Origin of the sequence: Amycolatopsis sp. 3B14, assembly GCF_050958625.1 — a bacterium.
In the GTDB taxonomy this organism is placed as follows: domain Bacteria; phylum Actinomycetota; class Actinomycetes; order Mycobacteriales; family Pseudonocardiaceae; genus Amycolatopsis_E; species Amycolatopsis_E thermoflava.
Map to the genome: position 1 here is coordinate 120,109 of NZ_JBHZEN010000016.1, position 19,214 is coordinate 139,322.

The 19,214-nt window shown below is 70.6% G+C and carries 18 protein-coding genes, 1 tRNA gene and 1 other RNA gene; 9 read left to right on the forward strand and 11 right to left on the reverse strand.

Annotated features, from left to right (window positions below):
- Positions 1-63 precede the first annotated feature (63 nt).
- The gene (locus ACCP09_RS09120; protein ID WP_433744935.1) at positions 64-870 is read left to right on the forward strand and encodes a nuclear transport factor 2 family protein; all 807 of its coding nucleotides are present in this window, start codon (positions 64-66) and stop codon (positions 868-870) included.
- Between the two features lie 482 nt (positions 871-1,352).
- Here the strand turns inward: ACCP09_RS09120 and ssrA are convergent.
- Positions 1,353-1,725: a transfer-messenger RNA gene (ssrA, locus tag ACCP09_RS09125) on the reverse strand.
- Positions 1,726-1,880: 155 nt separating this feature from the next.
- Here ssrA and ACCP09_RS09130 point away from each other — a divergent pair.
- From ACCP09_RS09130 to ACCP09_RS09140, 3 genes are read left to right on the forward strand one after another with little or no spacing between them, the layout of a single operon-like run.
- Entirely contained in the window at positions 1,881-2,564 is a 684-nt protein-coding gene (locus ACCP09_RS09130; RefSeq protein ID WP_027932260.1) for a sensor domain-containing protein, read from the forward strand.
- Positions 2,564-3,703 (forward strand): sensor histidine kinase, encoded by a 1,140-nt coding sequence (locus ACCP09_RS09135; RefSeq protein WP_037322644.1) that lies wholly within the window; start codon positions 2,564-2,566, stop codon positions 3,701-3,703. The genes ACCP09_RS09130 and ACCP09_RS09135 overlap by 1 nt, the downstream gene beginning before the upstream one ends.
- A gap of 53 nt (positions 3,704-3,756) precedes the next feature.
- Positions 3,757-4,401, forward strand: coding sequence for a response regulator transcription factor (locus ACCP09_RS09140; RefSeq protein ID WP_027932262.1), 645 nt, complete (start codon positions 3,757-3,759; stop codon positions 4,399-4,401).
- Here ACCP09_RS09140 and ACCP09_RS09145 read toward each other — a convergent pair.
- Positions 4,398-4,769 (reverse strand): cupin domain-containing protein, encoded by a 372-nt coding sequence (locus ACCP09_RS09145; RefSeq protein ID WP_433744939.1) that lies wholly within the window; start codon positions 4,767-4,769, stop codon positions 4,398-4,400. The two genes, ACCP09_RS09140 and ACCP09_RS09145, sit on opposite strands and share 4 nt — an antisense overlap.
- Before the next feature lie 79 nt (positions 4,770-4,848).
- Between ACCP09_RS09145 and ACCP09_RS09150 the strand changes: the two genes are divergently transcribed.
- The 3 genes from ACCP09_RS09150 to ACCP09_RS09160 all read left to right on the forward strand — a co-directional run bounded on the left by ACCP09_RS09150 (position 4,849) and on the right by ACCP09_RS09160 (position 6,998).
- Positions 4,849-5,304: a MarR family winged helix-turn-helix transcriptional regulator gene (locus ACCP09_RS09150; RefSeq protein ID WP_378361882.1), complete on the forward strand. Its 456-nt coding sequence runs from the start codon at positions 4,849-4,851 to the stop codon at positions 5,302-5,304.
- A gap of 94 nt (positions 5,305-5,398) precedes the next feature.
- On the forward strand, positions 5,399-5,617 hold the full coding sequence (locus tag ACCP09_RS09155; RefSeq protein ID WP_020417604.1) for a hypothetical protein: 219 nt from the start codon (positions 5,399-5,401) through the stop codon (positions 5,615-5,617).
- A gap of 97 nt (positions 5,618-5,714) precedes the next feature.
- The gene (locus tag ACCP09_RS09160) at positions 5,715-6,998 is read left to right on the forward strand and encodes an acyltransferase family protein (RefSeq protein WP_027932265.1); all 1,284 of its coding nucleotides are present in this window, start codon (positions 5,715-5,717) and stop codon (positions 6,996-6,998) included.
- Here the strand turns inward: ACCP09_RS09160 and ACCP09_RS09165 are convergent.
- From ACCP09_RS09165 to ACCP09_RS09200, 8 genes are all read right to left on the reverse strand, one after another.
- A complete protein-coding gene (locus ACCP09_RS09165; RefSeq protein WP_027932266.1) occupies positions 6,988-7,878 on the reverse strand; it encodes an amidohydrolase family protein in 891 nt (296 codons plus the stop codon). The genes ACCP09_RS09160 and ACCP09_RS09165 overlap by 11 nt on opposite strands.
- Entirely contained in the window at positions 7,879-8,355 is a 477-nt protein-coding gene (gene smpB, locus ACCP09_RS09170; RefSeq protein WP_026153846.1) for an SsrA-binding protein SmpB, read from the reverse strand.
- A 40-nt stretch (positions 8,356-8,395) separates the two neighbouring features.
- Positions 8,396-9,292: a permease-like cell division protein FtsX gene (ftsX, locus tag ACCP09_RS09175; protein ID WP_017987099.1), complete on the reverse strand. Its 897-nt coding sequence runs from the start codon at positions 9,290-9,292 to the stop codon at positions 8,396-8,398.
- A gap of 48 nt (positions 9,293-9,340) precedes the next feature.
- Complete coding sequence (ftsE, locus tag ACCP09_RS09180; protein ID WP_017987098.1) at positions 9,341-10,030, reverse strand: cell division ATP-binding protein FtsE; 690 nt, start codon at positions 10,028-10,030, stop codon at positions 9,341-9,343.
- 64 nt (positions 10,031-10,094) lie between these two features.
- Complete coding sequence (prfB, locus tag ACCP09_RS09185) at positions 10,095-11,198, reverse strand: peptide chain release factor 2 (RefSeq protein ID WP_020417601.1); 1,104 nt, start codon at positions 11,196-11,198, stop codon at positions 10,095-10,097.
- Between the two features lie 68 nt (positions 11,199-11,266).
- Entirely contained in the window at positions 11,267-11,767 is a 501-nt protein-coding gene (locus ACCP09_RS09190) for a PadR family transcriptional regulator (RefSeq protein ID WP_027932267.1), read from the reverse strand.
- A gap of 147 nt (positions 11,768-11,914) precedes the next feature.
- Positions 11,915-11,991: transfer RNA gene (locus ACCP09_RS09195), tRNA-Met, on the reverse strand.
- A gap of 81 nt (positions 11,992-12,072) precedes the next feature.
- Positions 12,073-15,042: a UPF0182 family protein gene (locus ACCP09_RS09200; RefSeq protein WP_027932268.1), complete on the reverse strand. Its 2,970-nt coding sequence runs from the start codon at positions 15,040-15,042 to the stop codon at positions 12,073-12,075.
- A 164-nt stretch (positions 15,043-15,206) separates the two neighbouring features.
- Here ACCP09_RS09200 and ACCP09_RS09205 point away from each other — a divergent pair, with 164 nt between their 5' ends.
- Positions 15,207-15,755, forward strand: coding sequence for a PPA1309 family protein (locus tag ACCP09_RS09205; protein ID WP_027932269.1), 549 nt, complete (start codon positions 15,207-15,209; stop codon positions 15,753-15,755).
- A gap of 158 nt (positions 15,756-15,913) precedes the next feature.
- Here the strand turns inward: ACCP09_RS09205 and ACCP09_RS09210 are convergent, their stop codons facing one another.
- Complete coding sequence (locus ACCP09_RS09210) at positions 15,914-17,059, reverse strand: YlbL family protein (RefSeq protein ID WP_027932270.1); 1,146 nt, start codon at positions 17,057-17,059, stop codon at positions 15,914-15,916.
- Between the two features lie 116 nt (positions 17,060-17,175).
- On the opposite strand from ACCP09_RS09210, the gene ACCP09_RS09215 reads away from it, so the two are divergent.
- Complete coding sequence (locus tag ACCP09_RS09215; RefSeq protein WP_123683756.1) at positions 17,176-18,507, forward strand: zinc-dependent metalloprotease; 1,332 nt, start codon at positions 17,176-17,178, stop codon at positions 18,505-18,507.
- Positions 18,508-19,214 lie beyond the last annotated feature (707 nt).

Sequence of the window (19,214 nt, forward strand, 5' to 3'; positions counted from 1 at the left end):
GCCGGAAGCTTGCCGCACTCCACTGACAGAAGGTGTCAGGGAATCGTGCCTAGCGTGCTGATCATGACCGAAACCAGCATCGCCGAGCGCTACACCGCAGTGTGGAACGAGCCCGATCCCGACCGGCGCCGCGAAGCCGTCGCCCAGCTCTGGGCCGAGGACGGCAGCGAGTTCACCGACACGAGCCGGTACACGGGTCACGGCGCGCTCGAAGCGCGGATCGCCGGGGCGTACGAGCAGTTCGTCGCCCCGGGCGAGTTCGTGTTCGTCCTCGAACCCGGCGTGGTGGGTCACCACGGCGCCGTCACCTTCACGACCCACATGGTTCCCGCGGCCGGCGGTGGCCCCGCGTGGACCGGCGTGGTCTTCCTGCTCCTCGGCGAGGACGGTCGCATCACCCGCGACTACCAGTTCAGCGGCGCGGATGCCGGCACCCGCGCGGTGGTGACCGAGTTCCTGCGCCGGTTGTCCGAGGGGTCTCCGGAGCGGATCGCCGAGTTGTTCGCCGACGTCGTGGACTGGCAGCTCGCCTGGCCGTCCACCGGCCATCCGGCGGTGCCATGGATCCGCGCCCGGTCGACCAGGGCCGATGTCGCCGACCACTTCCGGGCGCTGGACAGCTTCCACGTCCCGGAGCGGCGCGGTGGACGGGAGCCCGAGGTGCTGGTCCAGGGCGCGGACGCCGTGGTGCTGGGCGAGATCCGGCAGACCGTCCGGAGGACCGGCAGGTCCTACAGGGCGCTCTGCGCGCTACGCCTCACCGTGACTGACGGTCTGATCACGCGCTACCACGTCTACGAGGACAGCCTCTCGGTGGCGCAAGCACTCGCCGCAGAACCGGACACGCCCCGCCACCCACCCACCGGCTGATGGAGGTCCAGCGGGCGAACCGCTCCTGACGGAGAGGCCCATGAGGCCGCCCCACCAGCACCACCGCAACCCACCCACCCAACGCAACCAGCCGCAGATGGGGGTCCAGGAGGCGAAGCCCTCCTGGCGGAGGTCTGGGGTTTCGACGAGGCCCATGAGGCCGCCCACCGAACGCGAGACACCCACCCCACCAGCACCACCGCAACTCACCCACCCGACGCAACCAGCGGCAGATGGCGGTCCAGGGGGCGAAGCCCTCCTGGCGGGGGTCCGGGGGTTCGACGAGGCCCACGAGGCCGCCCACCGAACGCGAGACACCCGCCCCACCAGCACCACCGCAACCCACCCAACGCAACCAGCCGCAGATGGGGGTCCAGGGGGCGAAGCCCTCCTGGCGGGGGTCTGGGGGTTCGACCCCCAGAGAAAACGACGAAGGCCGAGGCCTGCGAGCGTTCTCCGCGAGCAGACCTCGGCCTTCGGCCGAGTGGAGGTGCCGGGAATTGAACCCGGGTCCTCTGGCGCCTTGCCTAGGCTTCTCCGTGCGCAGTTCGCTGTGCCTCTACTCGGCCCCACCGGTCACGCGAACAAGCCGGTGTGACGGGCCCAGCCGCTGTGGTTTTCCCTTCCGGTCCCCGCGGCCGGGTCCGGAAGGTGAGCCTCCTAGCTGATGCCGGCTACCGGGACGGAGGCGCTCCCGGGCCGACAGACTCGCACTCGCTCAGGCGGCGAGGGCGAAGTCGCGCTGACTATTAGTCTTGGCGCTTATTTGGTTACGACGACGCTTAACGGTGGTCTCTCGCCTGCACCGGCACGCTTCCCTTGACTCAACGTCCAGAGTCGAAACCGTTCACCCCCTTGATGGTGTTCCGTTACCAGCATAACGCCTCCGGCAACCGGGTTTGTTCCGCACCGGTGGGGTTGTCCCTACCTCGGTGACGCCCGCGCGCCCCATGGTTCACCAGCGGGAACCTCGCGATGCTGGTCCCGTGTTGCAGAGAGAGGAACGGATCATGGGGCCGACGTATTCCGCGCTGGACGGGACGCGGCCGCGCCCTCCGGTGCTCGGTTCGCTCGGGTACCTGTTGTGCAACCTGCCGCTGGGGGTGGCGGGGTTCGCGCTGATGGTGACCTTGTTCACGGCGGGTCTGGGCACCGCGATCGTGTGGGTGGGGCTGCCGGTGCTGGCCGCGGGGGTGCTGATCGCCCGTGCGGCCGGCCGCTTCGAGCGCGCCAGGGTGCACCGGATGCTGGGCGCCTACATCCCGACGCCCTACAAGCCGCTGCCGGAGTTCGGCCTGCAGGCCCGCTGGCGTGCGCGGCTGACCGACGGCGCGACCTGGCGGGACGTCCTCTACCTGGTTCTGCTGCTGCCGCTGGGGATCGCCGAGTTCACGATCGTGGTGAGCTTGTGGTCGGTCGGGCTGGCCGCGACGACCCTGCCGTTCTACTGCACCTATCTGCCTGGTGGCGCCTACTTCTTCCCGGCCTTCGACGAACGCTGGATCGTGGTGGATTCGCCGGTCGACGCGCTGCCGTGGGCGGCGCTGGGGTTGATCGTCCTGGCCTGCGCGATCGCGCTGACCCGCGGCATGGGCACGGCTCACGCGTTGTTCGCCCGCGCCATGCTCGGTCCGGGGCCGCGTGCCCGCAGGCTCGTCGAATCGGACACCGACCGCCGTGGTGCGGTGGCATGATGAGCGCCGTGGCCGGTGAGCACGGGCCGATCGAGCAGCCGCGTCCGGGGGCCGCGAAGTCGATCGCGTACATGATCTCCTCCTTCGCGTTGCGCCTGGTCCAGTTCGTGCTGGTCGTGACGCTCAGCCTGGTCGGGATCGCGACGACGGTGATCTGGATCGGCATCCCGATCCTGTTGTGGACCACGAGCATGGTGCGCGGGTTCGGCGACCTGGAGCGCCGCTGGGTGCGCCGGATGCTGGGCACTCCCCTGCCGCCAGCCGACCGCGTGCCGGTCGAGGGCGGGGTGCTGCGCCGGTGGCGGATGCGCCTGGTGGACAGCACGACGTGGCGGGACCTCGCGTACCTGCTGGTCGCGTTCCCGCTGAGCGTGGTCGAGTTCGCGGTCGGCATCGCGTCGATCGTGCTGGTGCCGATGGCGATCTGGGTCGCGCCGTGGATCGGCTGGGTGCACGGCTCGCTGGCCATCGCGCTGCTGGGCCCGAACCGCGCGGAGCGGCTGCGCGTCAAGGCGCAGCAGCTGCAGGCGTCCCGGGCGCGCGGGGTGGACGCCGCCGAGGCCGAGCGCCGCCGGATCGAGCGGGACCTGCACGACGGCGCGCAGCAGCGGCTGGTCGCGGTGGCGCTGAACCTGGGCCGGGTCAAGAACAAGCTGGACAAGGAACCGGACGCGGTCCGCGCGCTGATCGAGGAGGCGCACACCGACGCCAAGCTCGCGGTGTCGGAGCTGCGGGACCTCGCGCGCGGCATCTACCCGGCGGTGCTGGGCGACCGCGGCCTCGACGCGGCGTTGTCCGCGCTGGCGGCGAAGACGCCGATCCCGGTGGAGGTCGCGGTCGACATCGAGCCGCGCCCGCCGGCCGCCGTGGAGACCACCGCGTACTTCATCGCCGGCGAGACGCTCACCAACGTCGCCAAGCATTCCGGCGCGACGGAAGCGCAGGTCAAGGCGTGGCGCACGGACGACAAGGTGATCATCGAGATCACCGACAACGGGCACGGCGGCGCGGAGGTGCGCCCCGGCGGCGGTCTGGCCGGGCTGGCCGACCGGGCCGCCACCATCGACGGCGTGATGACGGTGGTGAGCCCCGAGGGCGGCCCGACGGTGGTGCGAGCCGACCTGCCGTGTACCTGGTGACCCGGTTCGTGAGTGAATAGGGCGAATTCACTCACGGACTGGGGGTTGGCGGAATGCGTGTGGTGATCGCCGAGGACGCGGTCCTGCTGCGGGCCGGGGTCGAGCGGTTGCTCGCCGACGAGGGCATCGAGACGGTCGCCGCGGTCGACCGGGGCGACGAGCTGGTCGGCGCGGTCACCGAGCACCGGCCGGACCTGGCGATCGTCGACGTCCGGATGCCGCCGACGTTCACCGACGAAGGCTTGCGCGCCGCGCTGGCCGCGCGTGAGGCGGTGCCGGGCCTGCCGGTGCTGGTGCTTTCGCAGTACGTCGAGGAGAGCTACGCGGTCGAGCTGCTGTCCGGCGGGGCAGGCGGCGTCGGCTACCTGCTGAAGGAACGCGTGGCCGACGTGGCCGACTTCCTCGACGCGGTCCGCCGTGTCGCACGGGGCGGCACGGCCATCGATCCGGAGGTGATCGCGCAGGTCATGGCTCGGGGACGGAAGAACCCGCTGGACGCGCTGACCGCGCGGGAGTCCGAGGTGCTCGGGCTGATGGCGCAGGGCCTGTCCAACTCGGCCATCGCGGCGGCGCTGGTCGTCTCGCACGGCGCCGTGGAGAAGCACATCGGCAACATCTTCGCCAAGCTCGGGCTGGAGGCCAGCGCGGAGGAGCACCGCCGGGTCCGCGCGGTGCTCACCTACCTCGGCCGCCCCTAGCGGGTCCAGGGCGGCACGATCGTGGCGCCCTGGACCGTGCCGACCATCCCGGCCGAGGTGCACACCGTGGCCCGCGCCGGTTCCGCGCCGGGGTTGTCCAACCGGAACAGGGTGTCCGGCGGCACGATCATCGCGTCGCCGGGGGCGAGCCGGTGCACTTCGCCGCCGAGCGTCAGTTCGAGCGCCCCGGACTGCAGCACGAACACCTCTTCCCGGCTCACCGAGTGCTCCTCGCCGGTCAGCCCCGGCTCGAGCTCCAGCAGCCAGACGGCCAGCTCGGCGGACCCGCGACTGGGCACGGCCAGCGGGCGGAACACCGCACCGCCGCGCTCGAACCGGGGCGCCTCCGCCAACGTCGCGACAGGCATTTTCCGACCTCCAAGTAGTCAAGCAGCTTTACCAGTCTTAAGGTAAAGCAGCTTGACCATCTAGTCAAGGAGCTTGACCATGACCGCTGGCGACCTGCCGGGACTGCTCGCGCTGACCTTCCGCGCGCTGATGGACGAGATCCACGAGCACCTCGCCGCGGAGGGGTTCGACGACGTCCGCCCGGCACACGGCTTCGTGTTCCACTTCCTGTCGCACCGCCCCGCCACAGCCGTCGAGCTCGGCGAGCACCTCGGCATCACCAAGCAGGCCGCCGTGCAGCTCGTCGACGAGCTGATCACCCGCGGGTACGTCGAACGCCGCCCGCACCCGACCGACCGGCGCAGCAGGCTGGTCGTCCTGACGCCGCGTGGCCGCCAGTGCATCGACCGGGTGGTGGCGCACTCGCGAGCGGCCGAGGAGCGGTGGGCGCACCTGATCGGCGCCGACGATTTCGCCCGGATGCACCAAGGGTTATCGGCGTTCGCGGACGATATGGCGCGACACCGGAGGGTCACCGTCCGTCCGGTGTGGTGAATCGCTCCTCACCCGTTCTGACGGCGGCGCCCGGTCCGCCGCTCACCTACCATGGGCGGACGTTGACATCGTTTCCCCGCACGAGGAGGGCCCCATGACCGAAGAGAACGTCCGGTTCTTCGGTGGCCCACTCGACGGCCGGGTCCAGACGCTCGACGACCCGGTGAGCGGCACGGTCATGCGGCACGTCCACCTGCACGAGGGCCCCAAGATCGAGACCTTCTACCAGCTCGGGTTCTCCCCGGAGGCCGGCTGGGAGTACCGGCTCTGCGGCCTGCCCGCCTCCGAGGTCGACGAGGCTCGCGAGCTGTAGGTAGGGCGGACCCCACCACAGTCCTGCACCTGTCCCCCGCCCGAAGACGGCGGTCTGCCCGGCTGTGCCCGGAACCCGTTCCGACCAGGCTGAACGCATGCGAACAAGCCTGCGGCAGGCCCCGGCGGGAGCCCGCGACACCTTCCTCGACGTGGTCCGCGCGACCGCGATCCTCGCCGTCATCGGGCAGCACTGGCTGATGCCCGTGCTCAGCTACGACCACGGCCGTCTCGCGACCGGCAACGCACTGACCACACCCGGCTGGTGGGCGCTGACCTGGCTGTCCCAGGTCATGCCGATGGTCTTCTTCGCCGGTGGCGCCGCCAACCTGATGTCGCTGCGCCGCGCCGCGTCCACGCGCGACTGGCTGTCCACGCGGCTCAAGCGCCTGCTGGTCCCGGTCCTGCCGCTGTTCGCGGTGTGGCTCCTGGCGCCGGATCTGCTGCGCGACCTCGGCGCTCCGGAGCAGCCGGTGCAGATCGCCGGCGCGATCGCCGGGCAGTTGCTGTGGTTCCTCGCCGTCTATCTGATCACCGTCGCCGCGACGCCGCTCATGCTGGCCGCGCACCGCCGCTGGGGTCTGCGCGTGCCGCTGGTGCTCACCGGGCTCGCGGTGATCGTCGACTTCGGACGGTTCGAGGTGTTCGGCCCGCTCGGTTACGCCAACGCGGTGTTCGTCTGGCTCGCCGTGCACCAGCTCGGCTTCTCCTATGCCGAGGGCAGGCTCGGCACGCTGAGCCGTCGTGGCGCGGCCGCGCTGGCCGTGGCCGGGTTCGGGGTCACCGCGCTGGCCGTCGCGTTCGGTCCGTACCCGGCGAGCATGATCGGCATGCCGGGCGCGCCGGTGTCCAACATGAGCCCGCCGACCGCGGTGCTGATGAGCCTCGCCGTCGGTCAGGCCGGGTTCTGGCTGGCGCTCAAGCCCACGCTGGCCACGCTCGCCGAGCGCCCCGCCGTCGCCGCCGTGCTGCGCTGGAGCGGACCGCGGTTCATGAGCATGTACCTGTGGCACATGCCGGCGCTGGTCGTCGTCGCCGGTGTCGCGGTGCTCGGCTTCGGTTACGCGACACCGGAACCCGGCAGCGCGGACTGGTTCGCCGTCGCCCCGCTGTGGGTCGGTGCGGCCGCGGTCGTGCTGGCCGGTCTGCTGAAGGCGTTCGGGCGCTTCGAAACCCGGCCCAGCCCGGCCGGCGCCGTCCCGGCCGGACAGCTCGCCGCGGCGGCCGTGCTGGCGTCCGCCGGCCTGCTCGGCCTGGCCGCGAAGGGGTTCACCACGCCGCTGGAAGCCGGGATGCTCGCCGGTCCCGTGCCGTGGGTGGCGCTGGTGGTGACGGGGCTGCTGCTGGCGGCGAAGCCGGTGCGGGTCGCCGTCAGAGGTTGAGCAGCTTCGCCGGGGTGTCGTGCAGGACGGCCCGCAGGAAGTCGTCCCCGAGGCGGTCGTCGGCAGCCCAGCCGGCGACCGCCCGCAGCTGCGTGGCGTAGGAGTAGGGGATGTTCGGGAAGTCGGTGCCGAGCACGATCCGGTCGGCGATGTCCGCGAGCCGGCTCGTCCAGTCCGGCGGCAGCGGCATCAGCGCCTCGGTGAACGGGACGCCGACCATCGTGGTGTCCAGGTGGACGCGCGGGTACCGCTCGACCAGCGCGAGCGCCTCGGCGTACTCGGGCATCCCCGCGTGCGCGAGCACCGCGGTCAGCCGCGGGTGCCGGGCGAGCACCTCACCGAACACGTCGAGCCCGGTGTGCGGGCCGCGCTCGGGCCCGTGCCCGGCGTGCACGACGACGGGCACCCCGGCTTCGGCGAGCGCGCCCCACGCGGGGTCGAGCAGCTCGTCCCGCGGGTCGTACGCGCCGACCTGGACGTGCGCCTTGAAGCAGCGGGCGCCGGCCTGCAGCGCTTCGACGACGTAGGTGGCCGCCGACGGTTCCGGGTAGAGCGTCGCGGTGGGCACCGCGGCCGGGACGCGTTCGGCGAACTCGCGCAGCCACCCGTTGAGCCACTCGGCCATGCCGGGCTTGTGCGGGTAGGCCAGCGGCGCGTATCGCAGCACCCCGAAGGATTCGAGCAGCGCGACCCGCTCGTCCTCGGCCACCCGGTACTGGATGGGCCACTCGTAGCCCGTGCGCTCACCGATCCGGTCGAAGTAGGCCCAGACCTTGACCAGCATCCGTTCCGGCAGGAAGTGCAGGTGCAGGTCGACGAGACCGTCCAGGCCGAGACCGCGCACCCACTCCCGGATGTCCTCGTCGCGCTCCGGCCCCACCTAGCGGCGGCCCTTCAACGCCCTGCCCACGGCGCGGCTGATCTCGCGCTGGGCGTCGCGCTTGGCCAGGTCCTGGCGCTTGTCGTAGGCCTTCTTGCCCTTGGCCAGCGCGAGCTCGACCTTGACCTTGCCGTCCTTGAAGTACATGGACAGCGGGACGAGCGAGAGCCCGCCCTCCTTGGTCTTGCCGATCAGCTTCTCGATCTCGCCGCGGTGCAGCAGCAGCTTCCGCTTGCGTCGCGACTCGTGGTTGGTCCACGTGCCGTGCTCGTACTCGGGGATGTGGAGGTTGCGCAGCCACACCTCACCGTCGTCGACCGTGGCGAACGCGTCGACCAGCGAGGCGCGGCCGGCGCGCAGGCTCTTCACCTCGGTGCCCACCAGCGCGATCCCGGCCTCATAGGTGTCCAGCACCGCGTAGTCGTGCCGCGCGCGGCGGTTCGACGCGATCACCTTGGAGCCTCGTTCTTTGGGCATAGTTCCAGGTTATCCCACACGTCCCGGGCGGAGCACGGCGTTAATGCCGCACGTAGAGCCGCAGCGTCAGGTACCCGGTGGTGGCCGAGATGATGATCGACGCGAGCAGCAGCCACGGCGCCACCACGATCACGTCGAGCACCTGGATGTTGGGGATGATCCCGCCGGTGACGGACAGGATGCGGTCGATGAACGCGAACTTCGCCGCGATCAGGCCGCCGACCGCGATCGCCCAGCCGATGACACCCGTGACCACCGCTTCCAGGAGGAACGGCAGCTGCGTGTACCAGCGGGTGGCGCCGACGAGCCGCATGATGCCGACCTCGGTGCGCCGCGTGAACGCGGAGATCTGCACCGTGTTGGAGATCAGCAGCAGCGCGGCGAGGGCTTGGATGAGCGCGATGACGAAGGTGCCGTCGCGGACGCCGCCGAGCACGCCGAAGAACCGGTCGAGGAACTGCTTCTGGTCGTCGACGCGGGACACGCCGGGCCGGGTGCCGTACTCCTGGGTGATGACGTCGCTGCGGCTCGGGTCCTTGAGCTTGACCTGCAGCGAGGCGGGCAGCGCCTCGGGGCGGGCGGACTGGACCAGGATCGGGTTGTCCTGGAAGAGCTTCTTGAACCGCTCGTAGGCCTGGTCGCGGTTCTCGAACACGACGGAGTCGACGGCCGGGTTGCTGTTCAGGTCGGCCAGCAGTCCGCGGCACGGGTCCTGGGTGCAGGTCTTGTCGTTGGCGCTGACGTCCTGGGTCAGGTAGAGCGAGACCTCGACGTCGGCCATGTAGTTGACCTGCATCTTGTCGATGGTCCGCACGATCAGCAGGCCGCCGCCGAGCATGCCGAGCGAGATGGCCGTGGTGATGATCATCGCGATGGTCATCGTGATGTTGCGGCGCAGGCCGGTGAAGACCTCGCTGAACACGAAACTGGCACGCATCGGGGGGTGGTTCCTCAGGTCGGGGGCAGGCGGGGGGTTCGGGGTGACTTATCGGCCGACGCCGTACACGCCCCGGGCGTCGTCGCGGATCACCTTGCCGAGCTGGAGCTCGACGACCCGGCGCCGCATGGAGTCCACGATGGAGTGGTCGTGGGTGGCCATCAGGACGGTGGTGCCGGTGCGGTTGATCCGTTCCAGCAGCAGCATGATGTCCTGGCTGGTGTCGGGGTCGAGGTTCCCGGTGGGCTCGTCGGCCAGCAGCACGAGCGGCCGGTTCACGAACGCGCGGGCGATCGCCACCCGCTGCTGTTCACCACCGGAGAGCTCGTGGGGCATGCGGTCGGCCTTCCCTTCCAGCCCGACCAGCTCGAGGACCTCCGGCACCACCTTCTTGATGGTGTGCTTCGGCTTGCCGATGACCTCGAGCGCGAACGCCACGTTCTCCGCGACGGTCTTGTTGCCGAGCAGGCGGAAGTCCTGGAAGACGCACCCGATGGTCTGCCGCAGGCGGGGGACCCTGCGGCGGGCCATCTTGGCCACGTCGAAGTTGGACACGAAGACCCGGCCCTTGGTGGGGACCTCCTCGCGCAGGAGGAGGCGCAGGAACGTCGACTTGCCGGACCCGGAGGGCCCGATCAGGAAGACGAACTCGCCCTTGTCCACGTCGACCGACACGTTCTCGAGTGCGGGACGCGTCGACGTCTTGTAGACCTTGGAGACACTGTCGAGCCGAATCACGGTGGGCAATCCTACCCATGGGCGTCGTTAAGCCCGGGTTGGCCTATTGCCTCCGGCGCGGCGGTTACGCAGCGTTGGCCTGCTTGCGCCAGCGGATACCGGCCTCCAGGAAGTCGTCGATCTCCCCGTCGAGCACCGAGCTGGGGTTACCCACCTCGTGCTCGGTGCGGAGGTCCTTGACCATCTGGTACGGGTGCAGAACGTAGTTGCGCATCTGGTTGCCCCAGCTGCTGCCGGAGTCCTTGAGCGCGTCCAGCTCGGCGCGTTCCTCCTCCTTCTTCTTGAGGAGGAGTTTGGCCTGGAGGACCTTGAGCGCGGCGGCCTTGTTCTGCAGCTGCGACTTCTCGTTCTGGCAGGAGACGACGATGCCGGTGGGCAGGTGGGTGATGCGCACCGCGGAGTCGGTGGTGTTGACGCTCTGCCCGCCGGGGCCGGAGGAGCGGAACACGTCGACCCGGATGTCCTTCTCCGGGATCTCGACGTGGTCGACCTCCTCGACCTCGGGCAGCACCTCGACGTGGGCGAACGACGTCTGGCGGCGGCCCTGGTTGTCGAACGGGGAGATCCGGACGAGCCGGTGGGTGCCCTGTTCGACGGAGAGGGTGCCGTAGATGTAGGGGGCCGCGACCTTGAAGGTGGCCGACTTGATGCCGGCCTCTTCGGCGTAGGAGATGTCGTAGACGTCGGTCGGGTAGCCGTGGCGCTCGGCCCAGCGCAGGTACATGCGCAGGAGCATCTCGGCCCAGTCGGCCGCGTCGACGCCGCCGGCTTCCGCGCGGATGGTGACCACCGCGTTGCGGTCGTCGTACTCGCCGGAGAGCAGGGTGCGGACCTCGAGGGCGTCCACTTCCTTCGCGAGGCGGGTCAGCTCGCCTTCGGCCTCGGCCTTGCTGGCGTTGTCGCCCTCGGCCTCGGCGAGCTCGTGGAGCACCTCGAGGTCGTCGAGCCGCTGGCGCAGGTCGGTGACCCGGCGCAGCTCGGCCTGCCGGTGGGACAGCTGACTGGTGACCTTCTGCGCGGCCTCCGGGTCGTCCCACAGGTTGGGGTTGGACGCCTGCTCTTCCAGGTCAGCCACCTGTGCGCGCAGGGCGTCGAGGTCCATGACGGACTCGACCTGCGTCAGCTTGCCGGCGAGGTCCTTCAGGTCGGCTGCGAAGTCACCACTCACAACCTTCAAGGTTACGGCACGGGGCGCGGCCGGTTACGGGAACCGGCCGCTTGGGGCCCCGTGGCCGCTCAGGCGTCCGGGATCGCGTCGATCAGCTTCAGCGCCGCGCGGGCGTGCGCCTGGCCGAACTCGGCGATGGCCTTGCTGTAGGGGTCGCCTGCTGCCTTGACGGCCGCCCTCGCCTCGTCCAGGTCCTCCTGGTAGCTGGCCCTGGCCGTCTCGATGAGGCCGGCGCGCTGCTTCGCGGTGAGCGAGGCGGCGTGCACGAGGCGCAGGATCAGGGGGCTGCGGAGGTGGTCGGGGCCGGCGTCGGAGGTCAGCCAGGCCTTGAAGGCCTTCTTCCCGGCGGCGGTGATCACGTACTGCTGGCTGGAGCGCGGGCCTTGCTTGCCGAGCCGGACGAGCCCTTCCTTGGCGAGGGCGGGCAGCTCACGGTAGACCTGGCTGCGGGTGACGCTGAAGAACGTCCCGAACCGCTCCTCCGCCGCCGCAACCAGCTGCCCCCCGGTGGCCGGGCCGTCCTGGAGCAGGCCGAGCAATGCCGCTGCTGTTGCATTGAGTTCAGACACCCCTACAAGGTGCCACTTTTCCGCCGATCTGTCCACAGTGGTCACGGTCAATGTCCACAAAGGTCATTACCTTCCCCCGTCCGGCCCAATCGGGGGTGCCCCAAGCGCACGAAAAAGGCCCGGTCCGTGAAGACCGGGCCTTTTCCCTGGTAGCGGGGACAGGATTTGAACCTGCGACCTCTGGGTTATGAGCCCAGCGAGCTACCGAGCTGCTCCACCCCGCGTTGTGAGGATGAGTTTACGCCTTGGTTGCGGGGGTGTGCACACCGGGTGCCGGAAGCAGTTCCGGCACCCGGTGGGGTGCGTCATCCGCCCGGCTGGGGTGGCGCCGAGGTCGTCTGTGCGGCCTTGGCGTTCTCGTAGGCGCGGGCGGCGGCGTCGAGCGCGGCGAGCGCCTCGCCCTGTGCGGCGAAGTTGCCGCTCTGCTGGGCCTGCCGGAGCCGTTCGAGCGCCGACTGGATGTCGGCGACGGCCTGGTCGAGGGCGGGGCTGCTGCCGGTGCCGCCGGTGGCGGGCGGGGTCGTCGGCGTGGTGGACGGTGTCGGCGTGGTCGTCGGTTGTTGCTGGGTCGGCGAGGTCGCCGCCTGGCCGGCCTGGTCGCCGAAGACCTGTTTGAGCGCGTCGGCGAGGGTGGAGGCGAACCCGACCTTGGACCCGTAGGACACCAGCACGCGGGCGAGCTGCGGGTAGCTGTTCTGGTTGCGTTGCTGGATGTAGACGGGTTCGACGTAGAGGAACCCGCCGCCGACGGGCAGGGTGATCAGGTTGCCGAAGATCACCGTGACGCTCTGGTTGCTGAACAGGGTGCGTTCCTGGGCGAACCGGGAGTCGCTCTGGAACCTGTTCTGGACCTGGACGGGGCCGTCGACCTGGCTGTTGCCCGCCGCGGTGGTGGGTAGCCGCAGGACCTTGATGGCGCCGTAGTCGTTCGGGTCGGAGGACACTGTCATCCAGGCCGCGAGGTACTGCCGTTGCAGGGCGGTGAGCGGGCTGGTCAGCTGGAACGTCGTGCCGCTCTGCCCCGGCGCCTGCGCCAGCACGTAGTAGCCGGGCTGGTTGGCCAGGCCGGAGGCGTCCAGGTTGGTGCCGCCCTCCTGGGTCGGGTCCTGGGGCACGTTCCAGAAGGTGTTGGTCGTGTAGAACTCCTGCGGGTCGGTGACGTGGTACTTCGTCAGGAGTTCACGCTGGACCTTGAACAGGTCCTCGGGGTACCGGAAGTGCGACCGCAGCTCGGGGCTGATCTCGGTGCCCGGCTTGACCAGGCCCGGGAAGACCTGCTCCCACGCCTTGAGGACCGGGTCCTTTTCGTCGACCGAGTAGAGGGTGACGGTGCCGTTGAACGCGTCGACGGTCGCCTTGACCGAGTTGCGGATGTAGTTGATGTTGTTGTTGGCCTGGCGGGCGACGCCGGCGAGGGTGTCCTCGGTGGCGGCGCCGAGCGGGGTCTGCTGGGAGTACGGGTAGTTGTTCAGCGTGGTGTAGCCGTCGACGATCCAGACGATCTTGCCGTCGACCACCGCCGGGTACGGGTCGCCGTCGACGGTGAGCCACGGCGCGACCTTGCTGACGCGCTGGCGCGGGTCGCGGTTGTACATGATCTTCGAGCCGTCGCTGATGGCGTCGGAGAAGAGGATGTTGCGCTCGCCGTACTTGGCCGCGAAGGCGAGGCGGTTGAACCAGTTGCCGAGGTTCACGCCGCCGGTGCCGTCGTAGCGGTAGTTGCTGCTGCTCGCGCTGTCGTACTCGCCGGGTGCGCGGCCTTCCTGGCCGCCGACGATGGCGTAGTCGTTGGTGAGCTCGCCGTAGTAGATCCGCGGCTCGGTGACCGAGATGCCGGGCGCGGTGGGGTTGGCCGGGTTGATGCCGGCGCCGGTCGGGTTCTGCGTGTCGCTGGTGACCGCGATCGGGTAACCGCCATCGCTGTTGGCGTTGCTCACGGCACGGTCGATCGTGTTGGCCGGTGCCGCCACGAACCCGTTCCCGTGCGTGTAGACCATGTGCTTGTTGATCCAGTTGGTCTGGTTGCCGGTGAGGTTGGCGGTGTTGATCTCACGCGCGGCGACCACGTAGTCCTGCAGCTTGCCGTCGATCTCGTAGCGGTCGATGTCGAGCTTCTGCGGGAAGCCGTAGAAGTTCTCCCGGCCGACCCGCTGGGTGAAGGTGGGCGCCAGCACGTTCGGGTCGAGCAGGCGAATATTGGGCACGGTCGTGACGTCCGCGCTGATGTCCGACGCGGTGGCCTGCCCGGTGCCGGTGTAGTCCTCGTACTGGACGTTGTTGAGCCCGAACGCGGACTTCGTCGCGTCCATGTTGCGACTGATGGAAAGCGCTTCCTTCTGGTTGGCGTTCGGCTTGACCGAGAACTGCTCGAGGATCGCCGGCCAGGCGACGCCGACCAGCACACCGGACAGGATCAGCAGCACCAGCGCGATCGCGGGCAGCTGGATGTTGCGCAGGAACGCACCCGCGAAGAACGCGACAGCGCAGATCGCGGAGATGCACAGCAGGATCAGCTTCGCGGGCAGCACCGCGTTCAGGTCCGTGTAGGTGGCGCCGTAGAACAGCGGGGCGTTGCGGTCGGAGAACAGCAGGTTGTAGCGGTCGAAGTAGTACTCGACGGCCTTCAGCAGCACGAACAGGCCGGCGGTGACGGCGAGCTGGACGCGGGCCGAGCCGGCGAGCTGGCCGCCGCGACCGGCGAGCCGGATGCCGCCGAACAGGTACTGCGCGATGAGCGCGCCGATGAACGAGATCGTCACCGCGACGAACAGCCAGCCGAGCAGCCACTGGTAGAAGGGCAGCGTGAAGGCGTAGAAGCCGATGTCGTTGCCGAACTCGGGGTCGGTCTGGCCGAAGCTCGTGCCGTGCAGGAACAGCTGGATGCGCTGCCAGTCGCCCTCGCCGGTCGCGCCCGCGATGAGGCCGGTGACCAGCGGGATGCCGATGCCGAACAGCCGGATGCGGCCGACCACGGCCGAGCGGTAGCGGGCCAGCGGGTCGTCGGCGCCGGAGACCGGGACGAACACCGGCCGCGTGCGGTAGGCGATCCACAGGCTGAGCGCGAGCGAGCCGCCGACCAGCAGCCCGATCGCGAAGAACAACACGATGCGGGTGACGACCATGGTGTTGAAGACCTGGCGGGCGTCCACCTCGCCGAACCACAGCCAGTCGACATAGGTGTCCAACAGGCGCGCGCCGAGTAGCAGCGCCAGGACGATCACCGCGGCGATGATCAGCAGTACCCGGCTGCGACGGGACAGCTTCGGCAGGCTCACTGGGGGCCGACTGGCCACTGCGCACGCTCCTGATGTCTTGGTCCGCTGGCGGGGCGACCCGTAATGCAGGACACCCCTGAACCCCTAACTGTAGGAGGGCCGCCGCGGGTTCCCCGACCGGCCCGAATCGGACACGTCCGGCAGGCACCTGACACGATGAGGAGATGGCATCGGAAGTCAACCCCGCCACCGGTCCGGCCATCGCGGCGCTGGCCCGTGAGGTCGAGGAGTTCGTGGCCGCCGCCGGGTGGGACCAGCCTCCTCAGCTGTTCGCGCTGGTCCCGACCGCGTCGCTGCTGCGCGAGCAGCCCGAGCTGGCCGGGCAGCTCGACCCGTCGAGCGCGCTGACCCCGGTGGCGCAGGAGCCGCTGCCAGAGGGTGACCTGGCGGAGGCGCTGGGGCGGATCGCGTGGCCGGAGGCCGTGCTCGGCTGCGCGCTGGCCCAGGAGATCATCGTGCTGCCGCCGAGTGCCGAGTCGGAGCTGTCCGGGTCCGGCGACGCGGAGCGGCTGCGGCAGGCCGCGGCGGACCACCCCGACCGGACGGAGGCGCGCCTGGTGGCGGCCGTGCTGCGGGACGGCCCGGGAGCCTGCGTCATGCGGCTGCGGGGCTACACCAAGGCGGAGGACGCCGAGCCCGCCGACGAGATCGTCGAGCACCCCGACCTGGCGCCGAACCTGCTGGACGCGCTTCGCGCCACGCTGGCTCCCTGACTTCACCGCTCGGCCGCGTGCCCCAGGCGGGGCACCCGGCTGAGCGCCGCGAATTCCGCACCGCCGCAGCCGCGCGCTCAGCGCCCAGGCCCCACAGCCCGGGCACTCCCCCGGGTCCCATGAGCACCGCGGATTCCCCTCCCCGGCGCGGGTCCGGGTCAGCAGGACGGCGTGGGCTGCCCCGCCTTGAGCGCGTCCAGCGCCGAGAGCGCACTGTCCAGGTCGGACACCTTGACCAGCTTCAGCCCGTCCGGCGCCGCGGCGGAGGCCTCCGCGCAGTTGGCCTCGGGCGTGAGGAACACGGTGGCGCCGGCCTCGCGCGCGGCGACGACCTTGAACGAGATCCCGCCGATCGCGCCGACCTGTCCCTTCTCGGTGATCTCCCCCGTGCCGGCGACGTGCTCACCCGCCACCATCTCGCCCGGGGTGAGCCGGTCGACGATCGCCAGCGCGAACATCAGGCCGGCCGAGGGGCCGCCGACGTCCTGCAGCGAGATCTTCACGTCGAAGGGCACGTCGGCCCGGTCGATGGGCTGCAGGCCCATGAACCCCTGCTTCTTGGACGGGTCCGGGTTCGCGGCGAGCGTGATCTGCTCGGTGCGGGGCGGCTCGGTGCCGTGCTGGAACGTGATCGGCACGGTCTGGCCTGGGGTGGTGTCGGCGAGCGCCGCGGTGACGTCGTCCTCGTTGGTGATGGCGCGGCCGTTGACCGACAGCAGCCGGTCGCCCGCCGCGAGCACCCGGCTGGCCGGGGTGTTGTCGACGATCGTCTGGGCGAGCACCTTGACCGGGAAGCCGAGGTGGCGCAGGGCGGCGACCTCGGCGTTGCTCTGCGAGTCCTGGAACTGCTGGACGTTCTCCTGCTGGACCTGCTCGTCGCTCTCGCCGGGGCGGAAGTACTCCTCGCGCGGCGCGAGCGCGTACCGGCCGCTGACCCACAGCCCGAGCGCGCCGAACAGGCTGATCTCGTCGTTGAGCGAGACCGTGGTCATCCGCAGCTCGCCCGCGGTCGGGTAGGTCTGCTGCCCGTCGATCTCGACCACCGGGACGCCGTTGACCTGGCCGAGCGTGTCGTAGGTCGGGCCGGGGCCGATCGCCACGTAGGGCACCTGGACGAACGCGCCGATGAGCCCGAACGCCACGATGAGGACACCGCTGGTCACGACGGTCCAGCCGCGCCTCGTCATGCGGGCGCGCTCGCGGGGCCGCGTCGCGCGGTGCCCGTTGCGGGCCTGGTCGCCGTCGTCGGGCTTGGTGCCGGTCGCGGCGCCGGGAGCAGTGCTTTCGTCGCGGGACTCGCTCACGGCCCACAGCGTACGGTGACCGGCCCGCACGCTCGATCACCAGGCCTTGATCGCGCCGAGCGAAATCGGACACCTCTGGCGGGGTCACGGCTGCTCCGGCCGCGTACGGTGGAGCTATGAGCAATCTCCCGTTCGGCTTCGGGCCCCCGGATCCCGACAAGCCCGGTGACAACGGGCCGTCGGAGGGCGGCCAGCAGCCCGGCGCCGACGCGTTCAACCAGCTCGGCCAGATGCTGAGCCAGCTCGGGCAGATGCTGAGCCAGGCCGGCAGTTCGTCGGGCCCGGTGAACTACGACCTCGCAAAACAAATCGCACTGCAGAAGCTCAGCGGGAGCGCAGGCGGCACGATCGGTTTCGCCTCGAGCGGCGACGCCGACAGCGCCGTGCGCGACGCCGGGCACCTCGCGGAGCTGTGGCTCGACGCCGCGACGATCCTCCCCGCGGGCGCGTCGGTGACCGCGGCGTGGTCCCCGCGCGACTGGGTGCAGAAGACGCTGCCGACATGGCAGCGCCTGTGCGACCCGGTGGCCCAGCAGGTGTCGGGCGCGTGGGTGGAGGCGCTCCCCGCCGAGGCGAAGCAGGCCGCCGGGCCGCTGCTGTCGATGGTCGGCCAGATGGGCGGCATGGCGTTCGGCTCGCAGCTGGGCAACGCGCTCGCGCAGCTCGCGTCGGAGGTGCTCACCTCGACCGAGGTGGGTCTGCCGCTGGGGCCGGAGGGGACGTCGGCGCTGCTGCCCGCGAACATCGAGAAGTTCACCGAGGGGCTGGAGCTGCCGAGCAGCGAGGTCCTGGTGTTCCTGGCCGCGCGGGAGGCCGCGCACCAGCGCCTGTTCTCGCACGTGCCGTGGCTGCGGCAGCGCCTGCTGGCGACGGTCGAGGAGTTCGCGCACGGCATCAAGGTCGACACCTCCGCGCTGGAGCAGCTGGCCGGCCAGGTGGACCCGTCGAACCCGGCGAGCATCGAGGAGGCGTTGTCCTCGGGGCTGCTGGAGCCCCAGACGACGCCCGAGCAGCAGGCGGCGCTGAACCGGTTGGAGACGCTGCTCGCCTTGGTGGAGGGCTGGGTGGACGTGGTGGTCGCCGACGCGGTCGGCGACAGGCTCCCCGGGGCCGACGCCCTGCGTGAGACGCTGCGCCGCCGCCGCGCGACGGGCGGCCCGGCCGAGCAGACGTTCGCGACGCTGGTCGGGCTCGAACTGAGGCCCCGCCGGATGCGTGCGGCGTCCGCGCTGTGGAAGCTCGTGGGCGACCGGCACGGCGCCGAGAAGCGGGACGGCCTGTGGTCGCACCCGGACCTCATGCCGTCGGCGGAGGACCTGGACGACCCGCTGGAGTTCGCCGAGCGGCTGGGCAAGCCGGGCGAGCTGGACGACCCGATGGCCGAGCTGGAGCGCACCAAGCCGGAGGACAAGCAAGACCCCGGCAAGGGCGACGAGCCCGGCAACTGACCCCAGGTCGCACAAGCGAAGCTCGGCTGGGGCGGACGGCAAGTGCCGCCCCAGCCGAGCGCGACCCGCTGCGCCCCTCGCAAGGCGCGTTCAGGTGTTGGCTTTGAGAGGCCCCGCGACCAGCCGCGCTGCTCTAAGCCCAGGCTTTCGATAGCCCCGGCAACGGCCCGCTGCCATCGGCCCTACAGCCCGGCGACCAGCAACGCCGCCCTCAGCCCTGCATCTGGATGAGCCCGGCCACCGGCGGCGCCGCGCACGGCCGTCGATCCCAGCAACCCGGCCAACACCAACACCGCCCTCACTCGGCATCCCGGCAATCCCCGGCCACCGGCGGCCGCGCACAGCCGTCGATCCCGGCAAGCCCCGTCACAGGCCGCACCGCCCTCAGCCGTCGAGCCCGGCAAGCCCCGTCACAGGCCGCACCGCCCTCAGCCGTCGAGCCCGGCAAGCCCCGTCACAGGCCCCACCGCCCTCAGCCGTCGAGCCCGGCAACCCAGCCGATAGCAAACACCGTCCTCAGCCACGCGTTCCGGGTAAGCCCCGCCCACCGGTCCCGCCACCCTCAGCCCTGGATCTCGGCAAGCCCGGCAACGGCCCCGCCGCCCTCAACCCTGGCCCCGGCAAGCCCGGCAACGGCCCCGCCGCCCTCAACCCTTCATCCCGGCATCCCCGCATCCCGGCATCCCGACCAACAGCAACATCGCGGT

What these genes read in the sequence shown, in the direction of transcription:
- ACCP09_RS09215 (WP_123683756.1), top strand. Translation starts at nt 17,176, where the DNA reads ATGAGCAATCTCCCGTTCGGCTTCGGGCCCCCGGATCCCGACAAGCCC.
- ACCP09_RS09150 (WP_378361882.1), top strand. Translation starts at nt 4,849, where the DNA reads ATGACCGCTGGCGACCTGCCGGGACTGCTCGCGCTGACCTTCCGCGCG.
- ACCP09_RS09155 (WP_020417604.1), top strand. Translation starts at nt 5,399, where the DNA reads ATGACCGAAGAGAACGTCCGGTTCTTCGGTGGCCCACTCGACGGCCGG.
- ACCP09_RS09120 (WP_433744935.1), top strand. Translation starts at nt 64, where the DNA reads ATGACCGAAACCAGCATCGCCGAGCGCTACACCGCAGTGTGGAACGAG.
- smpB (WP_026153846.1), bottom strand. Translation starts at nt 8,355, where the DNA reads ATGCCCAAAGAACGAGGCTCCAAGGTGATCGCGTCGAACCGCCGCGCG.
- ACCP09_RS09130 (WP_027932260.1), top strand. Translation starts at nt 1,881, where the DNA reads ATGGGGCCGACGTATTCCGCGCTGGACGGGACGCGGCCGCGCCCTCCG.
- ACCP09_RS09205 (WP_027932269.1), top strand. Translation starts at nt 15,207, where the DNA reads ATGGCATCGGAAGTCAACCCCGCCACCGGTCCGGCCATCGCGGCGCTG.
- ACCP09_RS09140 (WP_027932262.1), top strand. Translation starts at nt 3,757, where the DNA reads ATGCGTGTGGTGATCGCCGAGGACGCGGTCCTGCTGCGGGCCGGGGTC.
- ACCP09_RS09160 (WP_027932265.1), top strand. Translation starts at nt 5,715, where the DNA reads ATGCGAACAAGCCTGCGGCAGGCCCCGGCGGGAGCCCGCGACACCTTC.
- ACCP09_RS09145 (WP_433744939.1), bottom strand. Translation starts at nt 4,769, where the DNA reads ATGCCTGTCGCGACGTTGGCGGAGGCGCCCCGGTTCGAGCGCGGCGGT.
- ACCP09_RS09135 (WP_037322644.1), top strand. Translation starts at nt 2,564, where the DNA reads ATGAGCGCCGTGGCCGGTGAGCACGGGCCGATCGAGCAGCCGCGTCCG.
- ftsX (WP_017987099.1), bottom strand. Translation starts at nt 9,292, where the DNA reads ATGCGTGCCAGTTTCGTGTTCAGCGAGGTCTTCACCGGCCTGCGCCGC.